Below are 18,176 nucleotides of genomic sequence, written 5' to 3' on the forward strand. Positions count from 1 at the left end.
TTCCATAACTCACGCGTCGCACAGCGCGCGCAACCGGTCTCGCATCCCCGTATGCTTGGCTATGTCGATTGTTGCTACCTCTACCCGATCATCGCATCCTAAAAGATTGATGCGGTATGCGTCTGCCAACGGCGCCTCTCCGAGCGCCTGGTTATGCGGATATAGCAACGTCACTCGGGGACAACTGTAGAGCCGACCATAGGTCATCATTTGGTAGACGTCAGCTTCGCTGACCCCTTGCTTCGGATCATCGACCCGCTCCGCCACGCGCTTCCATTTAATATCGATCACTTGCTCCACAAGATCACCACGCATCACGAGAATATCGGGGCGCGTCTGGAATAATCCGCGATCGTTCGCGTCGCGTAGGCAATGAAGCCGGCCGCCCTGCGCCACCACGCGCCGTCCGCTGCCTGCCAGCGCTCTTGCGAGCATCCGTGCGACGTAATCTTCGAAGAGGATGTTCATCTCGAACAGCAGCGAGAAGCCCGGCGACGCCCCCCTCGAAGTCGTTTGGAAACGATCGCCGAGCAGAAGCCGAGCGAAGTTCATCAGCGAACGCCAGCGCTCGTTCGTGCGATCGATTACCACCTGATCCCATCGCAGCTTGCTCAAAGCCACGTCGGCGATCTCGGCGTAGGCAAACGCGAGCTCGGCCAGGCGCCGCCTGTTGTCATCCGCCCGCGCGATCCGCGTCAGCCGAGTCACCACCGCCTTCATAATGTGATTAAGCGCTATGTCGCGCGACAAAGCGTCATAGCGACAGGCGAGCCGGTGCGGTGTTGCCGCGAGCCGCGTGAATTGCCGCATCACGTCCAGACGCCCGCGCAGTGTCGGCAGATCCTCTTCCTCCGCGATGTAGCGGCGCGGCATCCCCCGCCGGACCGCCTCCACCAGCCGGGTCGAGAACAGGCGGATCAGGATCTCAAGTAGCGTCTCGTCCTGGTCACCATGCACGGCAATCTCGCCTGCCGCCACCTCGAGGTCCAGCGCAACAGCGAGCATGTGGATCAGTCGACGTCGAATACCTCCGTCTCCGCCGGCGCCGTCTATTTTGGGAAGGATCTCCAGTACGGCCCCCTCCGCGACGATCATGCCGACCACACCGCGTGCCCGGAGCCCCTTGCGGCGATGCTCCAACACTCCGTCACCGCCACGGCCGGCGAGCGGCGACGCAGCTGCGACCGCAGCCAGGCGGTCTCCGAGATGCTCTGGGATGGTTGCAGGATCGTTCGGGTCTAGCCCGAACGGCAGATGCTCCCATTCCAGCAGCGTGCGCGGCCTCATGCCGTGGGCACAGCGAGCTTGTCGTAGGCGAAGTCCTCAGGGGCCCGTACAAGCCAGCGATAGCGCGTACGTCCCCCCTCCTCATCCTTTCCGAACGGCGACGCCAACGGCTCACGAATGAGAAAGCCACCCTCGTGCCGCTTGCCATCATCGGGGAAGACGTCGCCAAGTACCGCGGCGACCTTCGTCCAATCTTCGTAGAAATATTCCTGCAGCAGCGGGATTATTTTGTGCATCATGACTTCGTCGACGTCGCTGCGGCTTCTGCATGGCATGAGATAGGCGTGTCCAATCTGATGCTCGCGATCGAACAGGAATTCGATGCGATCGTTGATAGTGCTGAGCACTGCCGGCAGATCGATGCCGTCCACGTCCCCAAGTAGCGCAGGATTGGGCATCAACTCCTCGAACGTGAAGCGCCGACGGAGCGCGGTGTCGAGCAGCGCGATCGAACGGTCCGCGGTGTTCATCGTGCCGACGATGTGGAGGTTGGCGGGAACGCCGAAGTCGGTGACTTTGGAGTAGGGTAGCGCCACACGCAGCTCATTGTCCGCACCGATGCGCTTGTCTGCCTCCAGCAAAGTGATGAGTTCGCCAAACACCTTCGAGATGTTCGCTCGATTGATCTCGTCGCAGATCAGCACGAACTGCTTAGGCGTCGTCGGCGCCCCCCCGGTACCGGGCAGCAGCAGCGCTAGCGCCGCGCGATTCAGATGCTCCTCGCGCAGCAGATAGCAAGAGCGCATCGTGAACGGCTTGTCGTAGAAGGTGATGGGCTGCGGCTCATCCGGTAAGTAGAGCCAGCGCACGGCTCGGCGATGATTGTAGTCGCGCTCGCCGGTCGGCGCGTATTCATAGTCGCCCGTGATCTCTCCGATCGCCCGGTAACGCGAGTTGCCGTAGGAGACGACGACCAAATCACCCGTCTGCATCGAGCAGCGGAAGCGCCATAGTTGACTGATATTGCCGTCGTTGCCGCTGGTGCCGGGATGATCCTCGTTCCAACGCCCGTGGATGGCCTCGTAGCTGTCGAATGGCGTCCAGTCGACCTCGCCACCCCAGCCGAGAACAATATACTTTCCCTCGACCGCCGCGTCGAAGATGTGGTCCTCCTCCCCCGCGCGGCCCAGTGACATCTTGAACACTTGGCGCGCGCCGACATCGAACGGAACTCCGCCCGCAGCTGCGCGAGTAGCCTGCTCGGCCAGCGCCGAGATCTCGCGGAATACCCCAGGTTGCGCCTCGAGCCGAAATCCCGCCCCACCTTGCTCACCCTCCGCGCCGGTCGTTGGACGCAGGCCTTCTACGAAGTCCTCGTAGGAATAGCTCTGGTGGAAGGTGACAAAGCGAATGCGCCCGGCATCGGCGAGTTCGTCATAAAGCGCCTTTAGCGACTGGGGATCGCGATTTGCTTCCTCCCCGCAAAGCGCCACCGCGCGCCGCCGCGTCGTATAGGTCTTGCCGGTGCCAGGCGGGCCGTAGAGGATCAGGTTGGTTGGTGCGGGCATGGTCGGAATCTCGTTGTCGGAGGCGGGAGGCGATTGGGAGGCGTCGCTGAGCACAGACTGGCAGGTGCACCAGAGGAATCCCTGCACGTCCCAAAGGTCGCGTGGTCTCCAGTCCCATTCGTCTCGCATCACGTCCAGAATCGCCTCGGACATTGTCAGCGTGGCAGCGTATTCCTCGGCGGTCAGCGGGTTCCATCCATAGAGCTTCTTACCAAGCAACACCGTGCCGGCATTGTTGAACGGCGTCGTTCGCACGAACACGGCATCCGCAGGGCGGGTCAGCGCCAAGAGCAAGGTCGCGATGATCCTGCTATCGCCGTAAGGCTTGCTCGCCTGTCCCTCGACCATAATCGGCCAGACGACATCAACGAACGCCTTCACCGACACCGGGCGATCGTCGTCGGACCGCACCAGCGCGCCCGCCGCCGCGTCAAAAGCGCCGCCGCTACGCTGCCGCCACTCCTTGAGCAGCTCGTAGGTTTTGAAGTAGCCCAGCAAGTTGTGCTGCCTGCTGGCGGCGAGATCGAGCAGCGCGCTGCCCAGCACATCATCGGCATCGGCGGCATGCATTGACATCAGCCGCCGCGCCTCAGCTATGATCGGTCGCTTGTAATCGTCTTCCTCTAAGCCATAGCCCCCTAGGTCCACGAACGTGCGGAAGTCGGCGAACTTGGCGAGGAAGATCGTGCGCAGCCGTTCAAGTGCAGCACGATTTAGCTGCATGGTGCCTCCATCATACCAGTCGAGAACTCTTGCCAGTTCGGTAGGTGCGCCGATCGTCACGAGTGCCACGGCGCGGGCCGTGCCACCACCTGCCGGCGAATGCTTGAGGCGAGCGGGCAGGTTCGAATGGCGCGGCTGTGTCGCGAGATAGTGGCGCACCGTCAGCGCCGGCGGAGCCCGTTGTGCAGGCTCATCCTCAACCCACAGCTGAATACCAGAAACGTCGCGCTGCAAGGCGACCGCACGGCCATCCTTCAGCTCAAACCCCGCCATTTTTGCTGTGTCCGTTGAAGGCTGGCCGTACCGCCGCCGCAACTCGGTCTCGGCCCAGCCTACCGGCTCCCGCGCCTTGAGGTCGTAGGTGTAGCGGACGGTCGAGCTGTTCGCGGGGCCCTGCCGATCGACGATGCGAAGGTCAGCCATTCGCTCGAACGTGTTGCCCCCAATGGCCGAGCACACTGCCGGCATCGCATTGTCGAGCTCCATGGCGCGGTGCACGTCGCCGGTGACGACCGTCACCTCCTGCTCGCCGCGCGCCCTCGCCGGCTCAATGATGGTCGTTAATGTGTGCTGCCTGATCCGATCCGCCTGTCGCATGAGCGTGGGTTCGCCCCCGCCGCGGAAGCGCTGGTAGGCGGCCACTGCAGCACGGTACGACGCGAGGCTGTCGTAGAGATCCCCGTCGATCTTCAGCCGTGACGGGTTAGCTCGTCCTGCTCGTTGATCCTCCATGGAGTAAGCGAGCGATGCCATGATCGCCGCCAGACCGTCGCCATCGAACGCCGCGTCGAGATCACCGTAGTTCGCTTCGACACGACGCGCATCGGAACGACGCGTCGCGACGCTCGAGGACATTTGTCCCTCCGCCGCCAGCCAAACGCTAAAAGCATCGTCCTGCACTAGCCGATTCGCCTGGCGAACGTCGCCTCGAACTTTTGCATTACGGTCGATGCCCAGTGATGCTGCGCTTCCCAGTCCGCATCCTCATAGCCCTTGTCCAACGTTGCACGGATCACCGTCTTTTTGCGGCCTTCTTTCTGGTCCCACAGCAATCCTTCGCCAATCTCGGCATGGATCGCCGAGCGGTCCGCCGACAACCGCCCGAACTTGTGGCGTTCAGCGTCGTCGTCATTGTTGAGGTTCACCTGGATCTGATTTGCTGCCACGCTGAGACTGACATGCGAGCCCCGCACGAGGGGCGTAAGCGGCACCCAGTTCTGCCCGGGCTTTCTTACCGGCAGCCCCGCCGCCTGTGCCTCTGCGAAAAACATATCCAGATACCGCGTCAATCGTTCACTCATCACGTCCCCCCATTTGTGCGCTGACCCAGCGCATTGGTCACCGGCCGGTGTTCCTACGATTACCGCGTCCAGCTTAGGCTGGTTGAGATTTTGCAGCCCGAATAGCGCGCCGCCGAAAAAGAGCGTCGGTCGGGACCCACACTCGGCGGAGATGCCATATGCGATGATCGGGAGTAAGTGCCGTGCTGGGATACTCCCGGAAAAGGATGTCCGTGGGGGTATCGTTTAAATTCAGCAGATGCCGACGAAGCGTCATTGCGCTGATCGCAGGTGAAACACTGGTCCGTGCCAGCAATAGCGCCAGCTATACCGCCCTGCGCGTCCGACCCTAAAAGTCGTGGCGACGCGGACCCTAACACTCGGCTGCAGCTTCCGTCATTTCTAGGTCGCCGACCACCAACTCGAGCAGTGGCGGCGCTTCCGGTGACTCCAGCGTCTCGACGTCGCGAAGGCTCCTGGTGACCGCCCGGGTGCGCCGGCCAGCCTCATCGACAGTGCGCTTGGCCGTGTCTAGCTGCTTACCGAGCCTTTCCCAGACGTCACCGTACTTGACGAACTCTGCCTTCGCGAGGCCAAGGACCTGCCACACTTCACTCGACCGCTTCTCGATAGCCAGCGTCCGAAAGCCCATTTGAAGGCTGGTGAGGAGGGCGGCAAGCGTGGTCGGGCCCTGGATCATAACCCGGTGCTTATTCTGCAACTCCCTGGCGAGGCCGGGACGGCGGATCACTTCGGCGAACAAGCCCTCGGTGGGCAAGTACATGATACCGAAGTCGGTGGAGTGCGGCGGGTGGACGTATTTCTCGCAGATCAGCTTGGCTTGGACCCGGATGGCGCGCTCGAGCGCCGCGCCGGCCTTCTCGATTTCGTCGGCAGCGCCGCTGTCCTGCGCCACCAGCAGCCGGTCGTAGTCCTCATGTGGGAATTTGGCGTCGATCGGCAGCCAGAGCGGCGCCTCTCCGTGTCCCGGCAGACGCACAGCGAACTCGACGCTCTCACCCGAGTCCGGTCTGATGCGGACGTTGCTGGCGAACTGGTCGGCGGTTAGCATGTCACTCAAAAGCATGCCGAGCTGCATCTCGCCCCAACCGCCGCGCGATTTGACGTTGCTGAGCACGCGCTTGAGATCGCCGACGCCGGTCGCGAGGATCTGCATCTCGCCCAGCCCCTTATGCACCTGCTCTAGCCGGTCGCTGACCAACTGAAAGGATTCGCCGAGGCGCTTGTCCAGCGTGCCCTGTAGCTTCTCTTCGACTGTGGCGCGCATTTGCTCGAGCTTGTCGGCATTGTCGGCGCGCAGCTTCTCTAAGCCCTCCGCTACGGTGCCGCGCAGCGCCTCCTGCTTCGTCTCGTTGCTCTCGATGAGCTGACCGACCTTAGCGGTCACGCCCTCGAGGGCAATGCGCTGCTCGTCGCGACCGTCCCGCTGCGCGGCGAGCAGTCGGTCCGATAGGCTGGTAACGGCGTCGTTGGTCTCCTTCAGCCGTTCGGCCTGCGCGGCCGTGAAGCCGTCCGCGTTGCGCTGCACTGACTGCTCGAGCCTGTCCCGTCCATCGACGGCCTCGGCGCGCATGGCGTCAAGCCGGTCGGCTTGACCCTTCTCCAGCTTGTCGCGGCCGTCGGCCGCTTCGCGCCGCATCTCTGCGAGCTGGTCGGTCTGCGCCTTGCCGGCCTCCCCAACCCTCGTCTCTAGGCCGGCAAGGCGCTGGCCGATCGTCTCACCCTGCCCCGATACCGCGGATCGCACGTCCTCGCGCGAAATGTGCGCCTCGTCGCGGAACGCCGCCTGCAGATCGGCAGCCACCTGTTCCAGCACGGCAATTCGGGTTGCGAGCTCGGGCGGCATGGCAGCGGGCCTACCAGCCCTTATCAGCACGACCGCCGTCATGATCGCGATGGCGACCAGAATGACGAGACATGCGTAGACTGCGAACACCACCGGTGGGCTCCTTCTTTACCTGGCGGGCCGCCGCGAGGGACGGCCCGCCGGTCTCACTTCTCGAACACGGTCGTTTCAGGACTTGCCTTGCCGTGCTTTGTCGTTACGTAGCGCCCGCTGCCGGCGCTGCGGTAGTGCCCGCCTGAGTTGCCACTCTTGCCGGCCGCTTCTCTTACTGTCTTCCCGGGGTTTGAGCGACCGCTCGCGGCGCTGACGTAGCGGCCGGTGCCCGCGCTGCGATATCCACCACCTTTGGCCATCATCCGTTCCTTTCCGTTGAGCGGGTCGAGTCGCCGCCCGCATGCGCATCCTGTTCCTCGACGATGACAAAAGCTGTCACTATGGTTCGCTCACGCCACCAACAACTGCGGCTCGGTCCAGCGGCGTGCGTCCGCCGAAGCGGTCTCGAAGAACAGCACGGCGTCCTCGGAAAGCCGGATCGCCTGGCGCGCTCCGATCTTGATCCGCTCCCCGGCGCGCATGAGCCACAGTTCGCTTCCGGCCGGGCGTTTGGCTCTGGCCAGCAGGGTCGCGGGATCCACCACTTCGGCGTCGATGCCGAACAGCTGGCCGTCGATGTCGATGATGTGGCGCATTTCGATGTTCGAGATTTTCATATTCGTGACTCCACTGTCGATGGAGGCACTTTCGCGCGCGTGGGTGTCAGAATAGGTCACCCCCATGTTCCCGTAGCATGCAGAGCGCGTTCACGAGCGCCATCTCCTCGACGGTCCGGCACGGCGTCTCAAGCAGGAGGGGGCTGGCGAACACCATGGCCGCTGCCTGCGCCCGGGAGACGGCCACGTTGATGCGGTTGATCGAGAACAGGAACGCGATGTCGCGCGGCAGCTCCTCACCGCTCGAGGTCGTCATCGAAACCAGGCAGACGGGCGCCTCCTGTCCCTGGAAGCGATCCACGGTGCCGACCCGCACCGCTGGCGGCAACGCTGCCCGCAGCGCGTTCACCTGCGCGTTGTAGGGCGCGACGACGAGCACGTCCCCGAGACTCACGACGCGCTCGACCCCAGCGCGGTCGCGGTAGATTGCGCCGACGACCTGGTCGATGCGAGTCCGGATCGCCGCGATCTCCTCGGGGCTGGTCTGGGATCGCCCGAAGTGCTCGACCGCGCGCATGCCCGCACCGACCAGGTCGGTGCCGTCGGGAGCCGTCAGCGTCTGCAAACCGGCCGCCTCGTCGCTATCGAGACGCCCCTCGTAGACCGCGGTCGAGATGTAGCGGCAGACCGCCGGGTGCATACGCCGGCTGATCGGCATGAACACGCCCCGATCGGATGAGACGACGCGCTCGCCGTCGACGAGGTACTCGAGGCACGAGCGGCCGCTGTCGCCGGGATGCGTGCCCTGGATCGGCTGCGGCAGTTGCATTGGATCACCGACGAGGACGATGTTTCGCGCCGCTCGCGCCATCGCGAGGATGTTGGCGAGCGACACCTGGCCCGCCTCATCGACGACGAGGTGGTCGAACGCGGGCACCGCGTAGCGGGCGAAGTGCCAGGCGGTGGCGCCGACTACGTTGGCGGTGGCGATCTCTGGGGCGTCGTTGTCGGCGACCAGCGTAACCCCGGCGCGCTCGTCGTCGTCGCCGTCCTCGGAGGTCTTTTGGACGATGCTGCACCGGAAGCCCTCGGCACCCGCCCGCGCCGCGACGGCGGCAAGCAGATTGCCGATCGCCTTGTGACTGTTGGAGGAGACCGCGACGCGACGGCCCGCGCGCACGAGGTCGACGATCGCCAACGCGCTGACATAGGTCTTGCCGGTTCCGGGCGGTCCCTGAATAGCGAGCGTGGTATCCTCCATCGCCGAGATCGCCCGGCTGGTCTCGGCCGGCAGATCGCCGTCTGCGTCAACGATGCAGTGGCGCTGACCGTCCGTGAATGTGGGCGCAGCGCGCGCGAGCAGGTGTTCCGCCGCCTGGACGCGGCCGCTGCCGGCGATGATCTCCTCGGTCACGGCCGCCACCGCCTCGCGCAGCGCCCTCTTGTTGATCGGCTGCGGCGGCAGCAGATCGAGCCGGTCGTGGAGCGGACCCTTCTTCGTGGACCGCCTTAGCGTCAACGTGAAGCCGGCGTGGTCGATCTCGCGAAGCGATGCGTCCTCCAACCCTGTAGCGGGCTTGATGCTCGGCGTCTTGCCCGGCCGCAGCTTCGTCTCCTGCGGCGGGAAACGATAAGTGCGCTCCCACGACTGGGCGGTAACCTTCGACGCCGGACCGACCGCTTCGCACAGCGCGACGCATTCGAGGTCGTCGACCAACTCGGCGCTTTCCTGCGCGAGACGGTCGAATATGCCCCAGTAGGTTGGCTTGTCCTCGCGCTTGTAAAACAGGCTGAGGTCGAGGAGCAGATCGGCGACGCGTTCTCCGAGCCGGGCGCGGACCGGCGCGAGCCGGACCCGCAGCGCCTCGAGCTCTGCATCTTCTTCGTCGACGTTCGACAACGTGCCGGCATCGGGAACCTGGCCGAGCACGGGCCACGGCATCTCAAGCGGTCGCACATTGGCGACCAGCCAATCGCGCAGTAGCTGGGTCGAGACGCAGTCCGTCCTGTTGTAATCGTGGATTCGGTCGAGCAGCGACTGGTCGGCCGTCTCACGCCATTTCTCGTAGAAGACGATACTTGCGCCGGCGGTGGCAACATCGCCGTCGCGCTGATCCATGTAGAAGGCCTCGAGGTCCTTGATCGAATAGCCCTTCTCAGATGCGATCATCGCGCCCGACACGACCTTGAACAGGTCGACGAAGCGGCGCTCGCGCTGCAGCTGATCCATTGCCGCTTCGGCGACGCGGTGGTGGGCGGTCAGGCGTCGCAGCGCGGCGATTTCGTAGTTCGCGTAATGGTAGACGTGCGCGCGCGGGTGACGGCGGAGGTGGTCGACGAGAAACGCCAAGAGGTCGGCGACAGCGCGCCCTTCGGCGTCGCGGTCGTGCGCCCAGAAGGCGCGGAACGCCCACTCGCCATCCTGACGCAGCCAGAGCCCATGCAGGTATTCGAGGCCGCCCGGATAGTAAGGGTCGCCCTCGATATCGTAAAACACGTCTCCGTCGTCTGCGGCGGGCAGCATACCGAACCCCTTGCCAGGCTCGGCGTCTCGCAGTTCGAACGCGGGCGGGCCGCCGATGCGGCGAGCGGTCTGCAGACGCGCCTGCGCAGTGAGCCGGGTCTGGGTCTCGGCAGCCATTCGCTGCACTCTGTCGGCGCGCGCCGCGAGTCCTCCCATCGTCGCGACACCCGCCGCCTCGAGCTTCTGCCGCTGCGAGCGGCTTATGCCGGCGACGAGCGACAGGCTGTCCTCGCGTTCCCACTGCGCGCTGCAGCGGTCGCGCCAACGACACTGTGGGCAGGCGGTGACCGGCTCGGGCCGCGTCTCGGGGCGTTCAACCAGGAACGCCTCCAGCACGCGGCGCGCATGCCGGGCGTAGGCCGATACGTTGGCGAGCCGGACGGTAAAGCGTTTGCCGTCGCCCAACTGGAGGTGCGCCGCCTCGGGCGCGACGCCCTGCACCTCGGCTAGCAGATCGGAGTAGAGGCACAACTGGAGGACGTGCTTGGGATCGGGCTTCCGCTTCAGCTTGGTGTCGACGACCTCATAGGACCAGCCGCCGAGCGTCGACGGTCGCTCGACGCGCTCGAGGAAGTCCGAGTAGCCGCCCCACGCGCCGCCGAGCAGCGCGCCTTGAAAGACAATGTCGGGGCCCTTTGCCATCGCCTGATGGGTCAGTGCGACCGAAGCTTCGAGCGGCAGTCCGTCCTTGGGAACCTCGACGACCGATCGGCCCTGCCCCTTCAGTTCGTCCAAGAACGCGAGCTCGTGCGCATCCCCTTGGCGCTGGAGAAGTTCTGCTTCCGCGCCATCGTCGGCTGGCGCGAGGTCGCCGGCTTCCATCATGCGCAGATCAAGCGTGGTGGCATGGCGGCAGCCTTTGAACCGCATCAGGTCCGAGGCCGAGAGCCGCAGGGCACCATCGATCATCCGCATGCGCATTCCCCTTTCCTTGCCTATAGCAGTGCAGGACGACAAAAGCTGTCATGGGAGGGGAACTATGTCGTTCGCGAAGGCCCAGGAACTGCTGAAGCTCGCCATGATGGCGACACGCAGCGGCGGGGTAACACTCGAAGAAATCGTCGAGGCGTTCGGTTGCGTTCACAGGTCGGCGCAGCGAATGACTATCGCGCTCGAAGCGGCGTTCCCGCAGACCCGCTCGGACCACGACGATGACCGTCGACGGCGCTGGCGCATCGAGGCAAAGCACATCGCGCCGCTGCTCACACCTACGTCGGAGGAGATGGCTGCGCTTGGCGCGGCCATCGATGGCCTGGACGCAGCGGGCATGCGCAGCGAGGCATCGCAAGTGCGCGGGCTGCGACAGAAGGTGCGCGCACTCGTGCCGCCCGCAGCCGGCAGGAGGCTTGCAGTTGACGAGGAGGCGCTGGCAGAAGCGCTTGGCCACGCCGCCCGCCCGGGGCCTCGGCCCGCTGCGAACCCAGAGGTCGACGCCGCACTCTACGAGGCGTTAAAAGGCCCCTTCCTGCTACGCTTTCCTTACCGGACACGCGGCCAGGCGAAGCCGAAGGTGCGTACGGTGAGGCCGCATGGCCTGTTGCTTGGCACCCGCCGCTACCTCGTTGCGCGTGACACGGCGAAGCCAGCGTCGGCGCCGCTTCAGCACTTTCGCGTAGAGGAGATCGAGCGGGCCGAGGTGCTGCAAGAGAGCTTCAACCTCGACGCGAATTTTGACGTCCGCCGCCATGCCGAGAAAGGTTTCGGATCGTACGAGAATGCGGCAGAGCACGACGACGTAGTGTGGCGCTTCTCGGCCGAGGCAGCGCCGCACGCGCGGCGCTTCGTCTTCCACCCCTCCCAGACGGTCGAGGAGGAAGCGAGCGGTTCCCTGCTTGTCCGCTTCCGCGCCTCCGGGCACCTCGAGATGTGCTGGCACCTTTATGCATGGGGCACGTCCGTCGAGGTGCTCCAGCCGGCGGGGTTGCGCGAGATGGTAACGGGGCACCAGCGCAGGTTTGACGCGCTGCCCTGAGCGGCGCGCCCCCGCTGAGCATTGCGCCCAAGTTGCGGGCACCCGGTGTTACCGGAGAGGCCGAGGTGATCGTGGTCCGGCCGTGGGCGCCTACCTGCGGGGACGATTAGCGGGGTGGCCTGCCCGGACGTTCGCACCGGATATCGAGCGCTTTCCGCGCCTTGCACTAGGTGAAGTGCCCTTTGCGTTGCGCTCATACGGAACTACGGGCAAGATCATCCTCCGGCCTACTGAGGGGGTGGCGCTCGAAAGCCGATTAGTTGAAGGGGGAGCAATTCTGCGTTTCGTCGATCTTTTCGCCGGCCTTGGTGGTTTCCATGTTGCCTTGCAAAGACTCGGGCACGAGTGCGTGGCTGCGGTAGAGATCGACGAGAGCCTGCGCGACCTGTACGAACGCAACTTCGGCATGAGACCTTTCGGCGACATTCGGAGGGTAGATGCTGCCGATGTCCCTGCCCACGACATTCTCTGTGCTGGCTTCCCTTGCCAACCGTTCTCGAAGGCGGGAAGGCAGGAAGGACTCGACTGCGAGCGAAACGGGGACTTGGCCGCTGTCGTTATCGATTGGGCGCGGCGCTCCAAGCCGTCCTACCTAATCCTCGAGAACGTGCCGAACCTCCTGATGCACGACAGAGGCCGAACCTGGCGCTGGTTCAACCAGGAGTTGCGTCATGCAGGATATTCGGTCGACATCCGCGTGGTATCCCCGCATCGCCACGGTGTCCCACAGATTAGGGAGCGACTGTTTATCGTGGGCGCCCGCGACGGTCTCGATCATTTCGAATGGCCCGAGCCCGATCCCAGCGAAACCGATCTGCGCACCGTGCTGGAGCGCTACCCCAACGACGCGCTGCGCCTGTCCGACCACCACCTTGAGGTCCTGGACACTTGGGAGGCATTCCTAGCGGCGTACCCATCAAGTCATCGCAAACCGTGGTTCCCGATCTGGGCGGCCGAGTTTGGCGCCAACTATCCGTTCGCTACGGTCGCGCCAGGATCGTTGCCGGAGTCCGTTCTCCGGAAATGCCGTGGCGCGTTCGGTCGGCCGATCGCCGACGCCGCCGAAAACGAAGCTGTGTCGCTGCTGCCTCCCTACGCGCGGACGACGATGCCCATTTGGAAGGCCAAGTTCCTCCAACTGAACCGCGAACTGTACGAGCTCAACCGGTCATGGATCGACCCCTGGCTTCCCCGGTTGGCGCCGTTCGAGCACAGCTTCCAAAAGTTCGAGTGGAACTTCGACGGTGATGCCCGGACCCTCAGCAACTGCGTGATCCAGTTTCGTGGATCAGGCGTCCGCGCCCGCGATGCCTCGGCGGCTCCGGCGCTGGTCGCGGCCAGCACGACACAGGTTCCGGTAGTCGCCTGGGAGCGGCGATTCATGGGCGTCCGAGAGCGGGCCCGACTGCAGGACCTGGGCGACCTGGATCACCTTCCGCCGACCAGCGGGGCCGCCACCAAGGCGCTGGGCAACGCGGTTAATGCCCGCGTGGTCGAACTGATCGCCCGTAGTCTGGTCGGCAACCGCGTTGCGCTGTCCGTAGCGGCCTGAGTAGGAAGAGCATGGATCGCGTGAATATCCGCCCGGGCGTCAGCATCCTGTCGGTGCTCCCCCATTTAAACTATAAGCCATGGTACGCCCTCGCCGAATTCGTAGACAACGCGATCCAGAGCTACCTCAGCAAAAAGGCGGTGTTGCGCAGCGTTGAGGGCCAAAAGTTCGTACTTTCCGTGGATATCGACATTGACCAGTCTGCGCAGCGGATCCGAATCCGCGATAACGCCGGCGGGATCGAGCGTGCGAACTTCGCGCGGGCATTCCGTCCAGCGGAGGCACCGCTAGACGCGAGCGGCCTCTCCGAGTTCGGGATGGGAATGAAGAGCGCGGCCGCTTGGTTTGCTCCACGGTGGTCAGTGCGTACAAAGGCTGTAGGCGAAACGGTCGAGCGCACCGTAAGCTTCGACATCGCGAGCATCGTCCGCGATACGATCGAAGAACTGGACGTGTTCACTCGCAAGGCGCCTGCGGACCGGCACTACACAGAGATCGTGCTGGAGGACGTCCGGCGCATGCCCCAGACGCGCACTCTCAGTAAGATCACCGATCACCTGTCGAGCATTTACCGCTGCTTCATTCGGGCTGGCGAACTTAAGCTGTCGGTCGATGGAGTTCCTCTAGAGTTTGAGGAGCCCGATGTATTAGTCGCGCCGCCGTGGAAAAACCGCGAGGGCAAACCGGTCGAGTGGCGCAAGGATGTGTCGATCCAACTGGACGGCAAGCGTCGAGCAGAGGGTTTCGTCGGCATCCGAGCGAAGGGCTCGACGGCGCGCGCCGGCCTGGCGCTGCTCCGTCGAAATAGGTTGATCGAGGGAAGTGCGGATGAGACTTACCGCCCGCCTGAGATCTTCGGCGCGGCCAACTCCTTCGCTTATCAGCGCGTATTCGGCGAACTGAATCTCATCGGTTTCTCCGTGAGTCACACCAAGGACGGCATCCGCTGGGACGAGACCGAGGAGGACTTGGTCCGCAAGCTGAGGCGCGAGATCTCGAGCGGCAAATTGAACATTTTAGATCAGGCGCAGAACTGGCGCTCGACCGAAACAGGACGGGAAAACCGTCCGGCTGCCGAAAAGGCGGTCCAGCGGATGAAATACGAGGTCGAGACAGATGCCCTTGGCGAAGTGGTTGGACAGGTGCAGGCCTCCCACGACGGGCCCGAGGCAAGGCCTGCGGAGGAACCGCCCGAGGCGCCGCTGCCTGAGCAGGACGATGACGTCGCGCAGACTTTTTCGCTCGACGTAGCCGGCGGGCGGTGGGAAATCGACCTGGCTCTCGACTATCAGGATGCGACAGCGGATTGGATCAGGATCAGCGACCAGCCGAACGGCGCCGGATCGAAACCCCGCCGGCTCGGCATCAGGCTAGCGATGCTTCACCCGTTCACGCAGAGGTATTTCGGGAACGCAGGGCCCCTCGAGACCCAAGGCCTAGCGCGTCTCGCCGTCGGCCTCGTACTGGCCGAGACGGTGGCGCGGGATGGTGGGGTCAAGCTGGCGGGCCGGGTCCGCACGTCCCTGAACGAGTTGCTGCGCCTCGGTCTCGCGATTTAACTTAAGGCAGGATGAACAGTTTGATGGGTGATCCGCAGTTGATCAAGTTATCGACCGACGGCTGCGATAACGGGCGTTTGTGGGACCCGATTGTGGGACCCGAGGCGACGCTGTTGATGGAGCGTAAGCGGTTCGCCTCAGAACCGGCGCGCAAGGTGCTGGACGAGAGTGTGGCGATCCTCTCCAACTGCATACCGCCGCAGCAGCCTGGCGACCGTGCCGGGATAGTGATCGGCTACGTTCAGAGCGGGAAGACGCTAAGTTTTACCACTGTCACTGCACTCGCACGCGACAATGGTTATAGGCTGGTCATCGTTTTGGCGGGAACTAAGACGAACCTACTGGATCAAAACGAAGAGAGACTCACGGGCGATCTTGGTATCCTCGAGGAGCGTAGCCTCTTCTGGCGGGTAATGGCGAATCCGCGGAACGACTCCGCTACGGTTTCCGAGGTCCAGTCGGCGCTGAAGAAGTGGGAGCGGTACCCCGATCGCCCCGAGCGGTGCCGCACCCTCCTTGTGGTAGTGATGAAGAACGCTACCCGGCTCAAAAACCTGCGGCAGCTTCTAGAACGATGCGATCTCGCGAATGTGACCGCACTTATCATCGATGATGAGGGCGACCAAGCGGGCCTCAACACGCGTGTGCGGCAGAACGCCGAAAGTCCTACTTATGCTATGATCCTGGGGCTCAGGCGCGCGCTGCCGTCCCACACGTACGTGCAGTATACTGCTACGCCACAAGCGCCTCTTCTCATCAGCCGGATCGACCTCCTCTCGCCCAAATTCGCCCAACTTCTGGAGCCCGGTGAGGGTTACGTAGGGGGCCGGGACCTCTTTGGCGCGGGATCTCCATACGTCGAGCAGATTCCGGCGGCTGATCTACCAGGCGTCTGGGATGTGTCTGACGGGCCGCCGCCTTCTCTGGAACGCGCGATGCGCCTGTTCTTCATCGGGGCATCTGCGGGCGTGTTGAATGGCCGGGAGGGCAACCGGACGATGATGATCCATCCGTCCCATCTCACCTCGATGCACGACACATACGCCGCCTGGTCCAAGAGCATCAAGGATAGCTGGCTGGCCACCCTCGCGGAGCCCAAGACCTCCCCGGACCACGTGGACCTCCGACACGCCTTCGAGGCCTCCTACGATGATCTCAAGCGCACCGAGACAGACCTGCAATCCTTCGAGGTTCTCTGGGCCGAGTTGGAGTTCGCGATTGAGGAGACCGTAGTGCGAGTGGTGAACGCAACCAACGGGCGCATCCCGACATTTCCTTGGGGTGATAGCTACGGTTACATTCTGGTCGGGGGCGCCGGCTTGGATCGAGGGTTTACCGTCGAGGGGCTGACGGTGACTTATATGCCGCGCGGAGCGGGCACAGGCACCGCTGACACTATCCAGCAACGTGCCCGGTTCTTCGGGTACAAGGGATCGTACAAAGGGCTGGTGCGGATATTTGTCGATGTCGCTGTTGAGGATGCGTTCACCGCATACGTCGAGCACGAGGAGAGCCTGCGCAAGTCACTGATGCGCCACGCGGGTCAGCCACTTGTAAACTGGAAGCGTGCGTTCTTCCTAGATTTGAGCCTCCAGCCGACTCGCCGTTCTGTGATGGCGCTTGAGACGATGCGCGGACGGTCGAAGGAGTGGGTGTACGCCGCGTACGTCTACGATCCTGACACGGATCTCGCTGACCGCAACAGGGCGGTAGTCGATACGTTCACAACGAACATTCGCAACGTTATGGCGGCAATGCCGGGCAGCGCGGCCTGGACGTCGAACCAGCAGCACCTGAAAGCCGGCCCGCTGCGTCTGGACGTGGCGTACGAGCGTCTGCTGGTTCCCCTTATCGTCGAGGACGACGACGATGCCCTCGATCACCTTAACGCGATGATGCAAATCCGCGAGGAACTTGACCGAAACCCGAATGCAGCCTGCGACGTGTACCTGATGGGTGGCGGCGAACGGCGCGAGCGTGCCACACGGTTGTCGGGTGAGGTGGAGAACCCCTTCCAGGGTGCTAATCCGGGCAATGGATATCCGGGCGACCGTAAAATCAGATCTGAGGACCGCGTCACCCTGCAGATCCACCATCTTGATCTCACTCAAGCCAAGGCTCCCCTCGCGAGCGATGTTCGCCTAGTTGCGATCAGCATTCCCGAGAGGATGCGCCGCGACCTGCTGCTGCAGGTCGATGACTAGTTCGGCCGAAGAGTTGATAGCCTTGCTTGCGAGGTTGGCGTCGACGCCTCTGCCGACTGGCGAAGATTCGCTTCTCGCACTCGAGCATGTCGGACTGTCGTGCATGGTCGGCCGCACAAGCGCGGGCTGCGTGTGCGTGCTGGTCCCGACCGCCGGTCGCGCGCCGGGCCGCCACCTCCGCCTCCGCAACATCGAGGTACGTGAGGGCGTCAACTGCGAGGTGCTCGCCCCGGGCGGTCTTGCAAGAGCCATCCGGGGAACGCTGGTCGTCTGCCGGAGCGAGCAGTTAGGACTGATTCGTTTGTTCCTCGGTCTGCTCGCCGACGCGATGACGACGCTTGGAGCTTTGCCTGCTGCATCGGCATTCTCGAACTGGGTGGTGCGCGCCGCAGAACTCTTCAGCCGGCTCGAGAGTGAGGGCCGCCGCACCATGCAGGGCCTGTGGGCGGAACTCGTCGTCGCCTGTTCGCTGCCGTCGCCAGAGGTCGCCGTGAGGCGGTGGCACGCTGACCCGCTGGAGCGCTATGACTTCAGTTCGGGAACTTTCTCGCTAGAGGTCAAAAGTTGTGCCGATCTCGACAGGATCCACAGCTTTTCCCTTGACCAGTTGAGGCCACAACCGGGCGCACTTGTTTGGATCGCCTCGGTGGTAGCAAGGCCGGAGCCGCTTGGTCGTTCCGTACTCGACCTCGTGCACGCGCTAGAGACTCAAATTCCGACCCCAAGCGTGCGGGATAAGCTCCGTGAGATAGTGTTTGCATCGGCCGGCTCATCGATCGCTGACGACGATCGCTACCGCTTCGATGAGGCCGGCGGTCGGGCATCAATCAGGTTACTGGATGCCCGCGCGGTCCCATCCGTTCCCGGCCCGCTCGCACCGGAGATACTCGGCGTCCAGTTACGAGTAAGATGCGCCGCCGTACCCGCTGCCGGGGATTTAGCCGAGGCTGGAAAAAGGCTTCTCTAGGCATGCGGTTTGCTCACCCTAGAATCAGAACAGTTGTGCGGCATGGAACAGTTCTCTTCTCGGAGTTAATACGAACGAGGTGA

Annotated in this window: 11 protein-coding genes; 5 read left to right on the plus strand and 6 right to left on the minus strand. The window is 63.8% G+C overall.

The window, feature by feature from the left end; genetic code table 11:
* Positions 1-9 precede the first annotated feature (9 nt).
* The 6 genes from KX816_02330 to KX816_02355 form a co-directional block, all read right to left on the minus strand.
* Positions 10-1,287, minus strand: coding sequence for an McrC family protein (locus tag KX816_02330; protein ID QXQ06924.1), 1,278 nt, complete (start codon positions 1,285-1,287; stop codon positions 10-12).
* The gene (locus tag KX816_02335; protein QXQ08354.1) at positions 1,284-2,423 is read right to left on the minus strand and encodes an AAA family ATPase; all 1,140 of its coding nucleotides are present in this window, start codon (positions 2,421-2,423) and stop codon (positions 1,284-1,286) included. The genes KX816_02330 and KX816_02335 overlap by 4 nt, the downstream gene beginning before the upstream one ends.
* A 1,994-nt stretch (positions 2,424-4,417) precedes the next feature.
* On the minus strand, positions 4,418-4,819 hold the full coding sequence (locus tag KX816_02340) for a DUF4268 domain-containing protein (protein ID QXQ06925.1): 402 nt from the start codon (positions 4,817-4,819) through the stop codon (positions 4,418-4,420).
* A gap of 352 nt (positions 4,820-5,171) precedes the next feature.
* Entirely contained in the window at positions 5,172-6,707 is a 1,536-nt protein-coding gene (gene rmuC, locus KX816_02345; GenBank protein ID QXQ08355.1) for a DNA recombination protein RmuC, read from the minus strand.
* A gap of 401 nt (positions 6,708-7,108) precedes the next feature.
* Complete coding sequence (locus KX816_02350; protein QXQ06926.1) at positions 7,109-7,375, minus strand: hypothetical protein; 267 nt, start codon at positions 7,373-7,375, stop codon at positions 7,109-7,111.
* Between the two features lie 46 nt (positions 7,376-7,421).
* On the minus strand, positions 7,422-10,754 hold the full coding sequence (locus KX816_02355; GenBank protein ID QXQ06927.1) for a TM0106 family RecB-like putative nuclease: 3,333 nt from the start codon (positions 10,752-10,754) through the stop codon (positions 7,422-7,424).
* Positions 10,755-10,938: 184 nt separating this feature from the next.
* Between KX816_02355 and KX816_02360 the strand changes: the two genes are divergently transcribed.
* From KX816_02360 to KX816_02380, 5 genes are all read left to right on the plus strand, one after another.
* Entirely contained in the window at positions 10,939-11,811 is an 873-nt protein-coding gene (locus KX816_02360; GenBank protein QXQ08356.1) for a WYL domain-containing protein, read from the plus strand.
* Positions 11,812-11,893: 82 nt separating this feature from the next.
* Entirely contained in the window at positions 11,894-13,363 is a 1,470-nt protein-coding gene (locus KX816_02365; protein ID QXQ06928.1) for a DNA cytosine methyltransferase, read from the plus strand.
* Positions 13,364-13,374: 11 nt separating this feature from the next.
* Complete coding sequence (locus KX816_02370) at positions 13,375-14,922, plus strand: ATP-binding protein (GenBank protein QXQ06929.1); 1,548 nt, start codon at positions 13,375-13,377, stop codon at positions 14,920-14,922.
* 11 nt (positions 14,923-14,933) lie between these two features.
* Positions 14,934-17,126 carry a Z1 domain-containing protein gene (locus KX816_02375; GenBank protein ID QXQ06930.1) on the plus strand — a complete coding sequence of 731 codons (2,193 nt, stop codon included), beginning with the start codon at positions 14,934-14,936 and terminating at the stop codon, positions 17,124-17,126.
* Positions 17,119-18,093, plus strand: coding sequence for a PD-(D/E)XK motif protein (locus tag KX816_02380; protein ID QXQ06931.1), 975 nt, complete (start codon positions 17,119-17,121; stop codon positions 18,091-18,093). Before KX816_02375 ends, KX816_02380 begins: the two co-directional genes overlap by 8 nt.
* Positions 18,094-18,176 lie beyond the last annotated feature (83 nt).

Source organism: Sphingosinicellaceae bacterium (genome assembly GCA_019285715.1).
Lineage (GTDB): Bacteria > Pseudomonadota > Alphaproteobacteria > Sphingomonadales > Sphingomonadaceae > Glacieibacterium.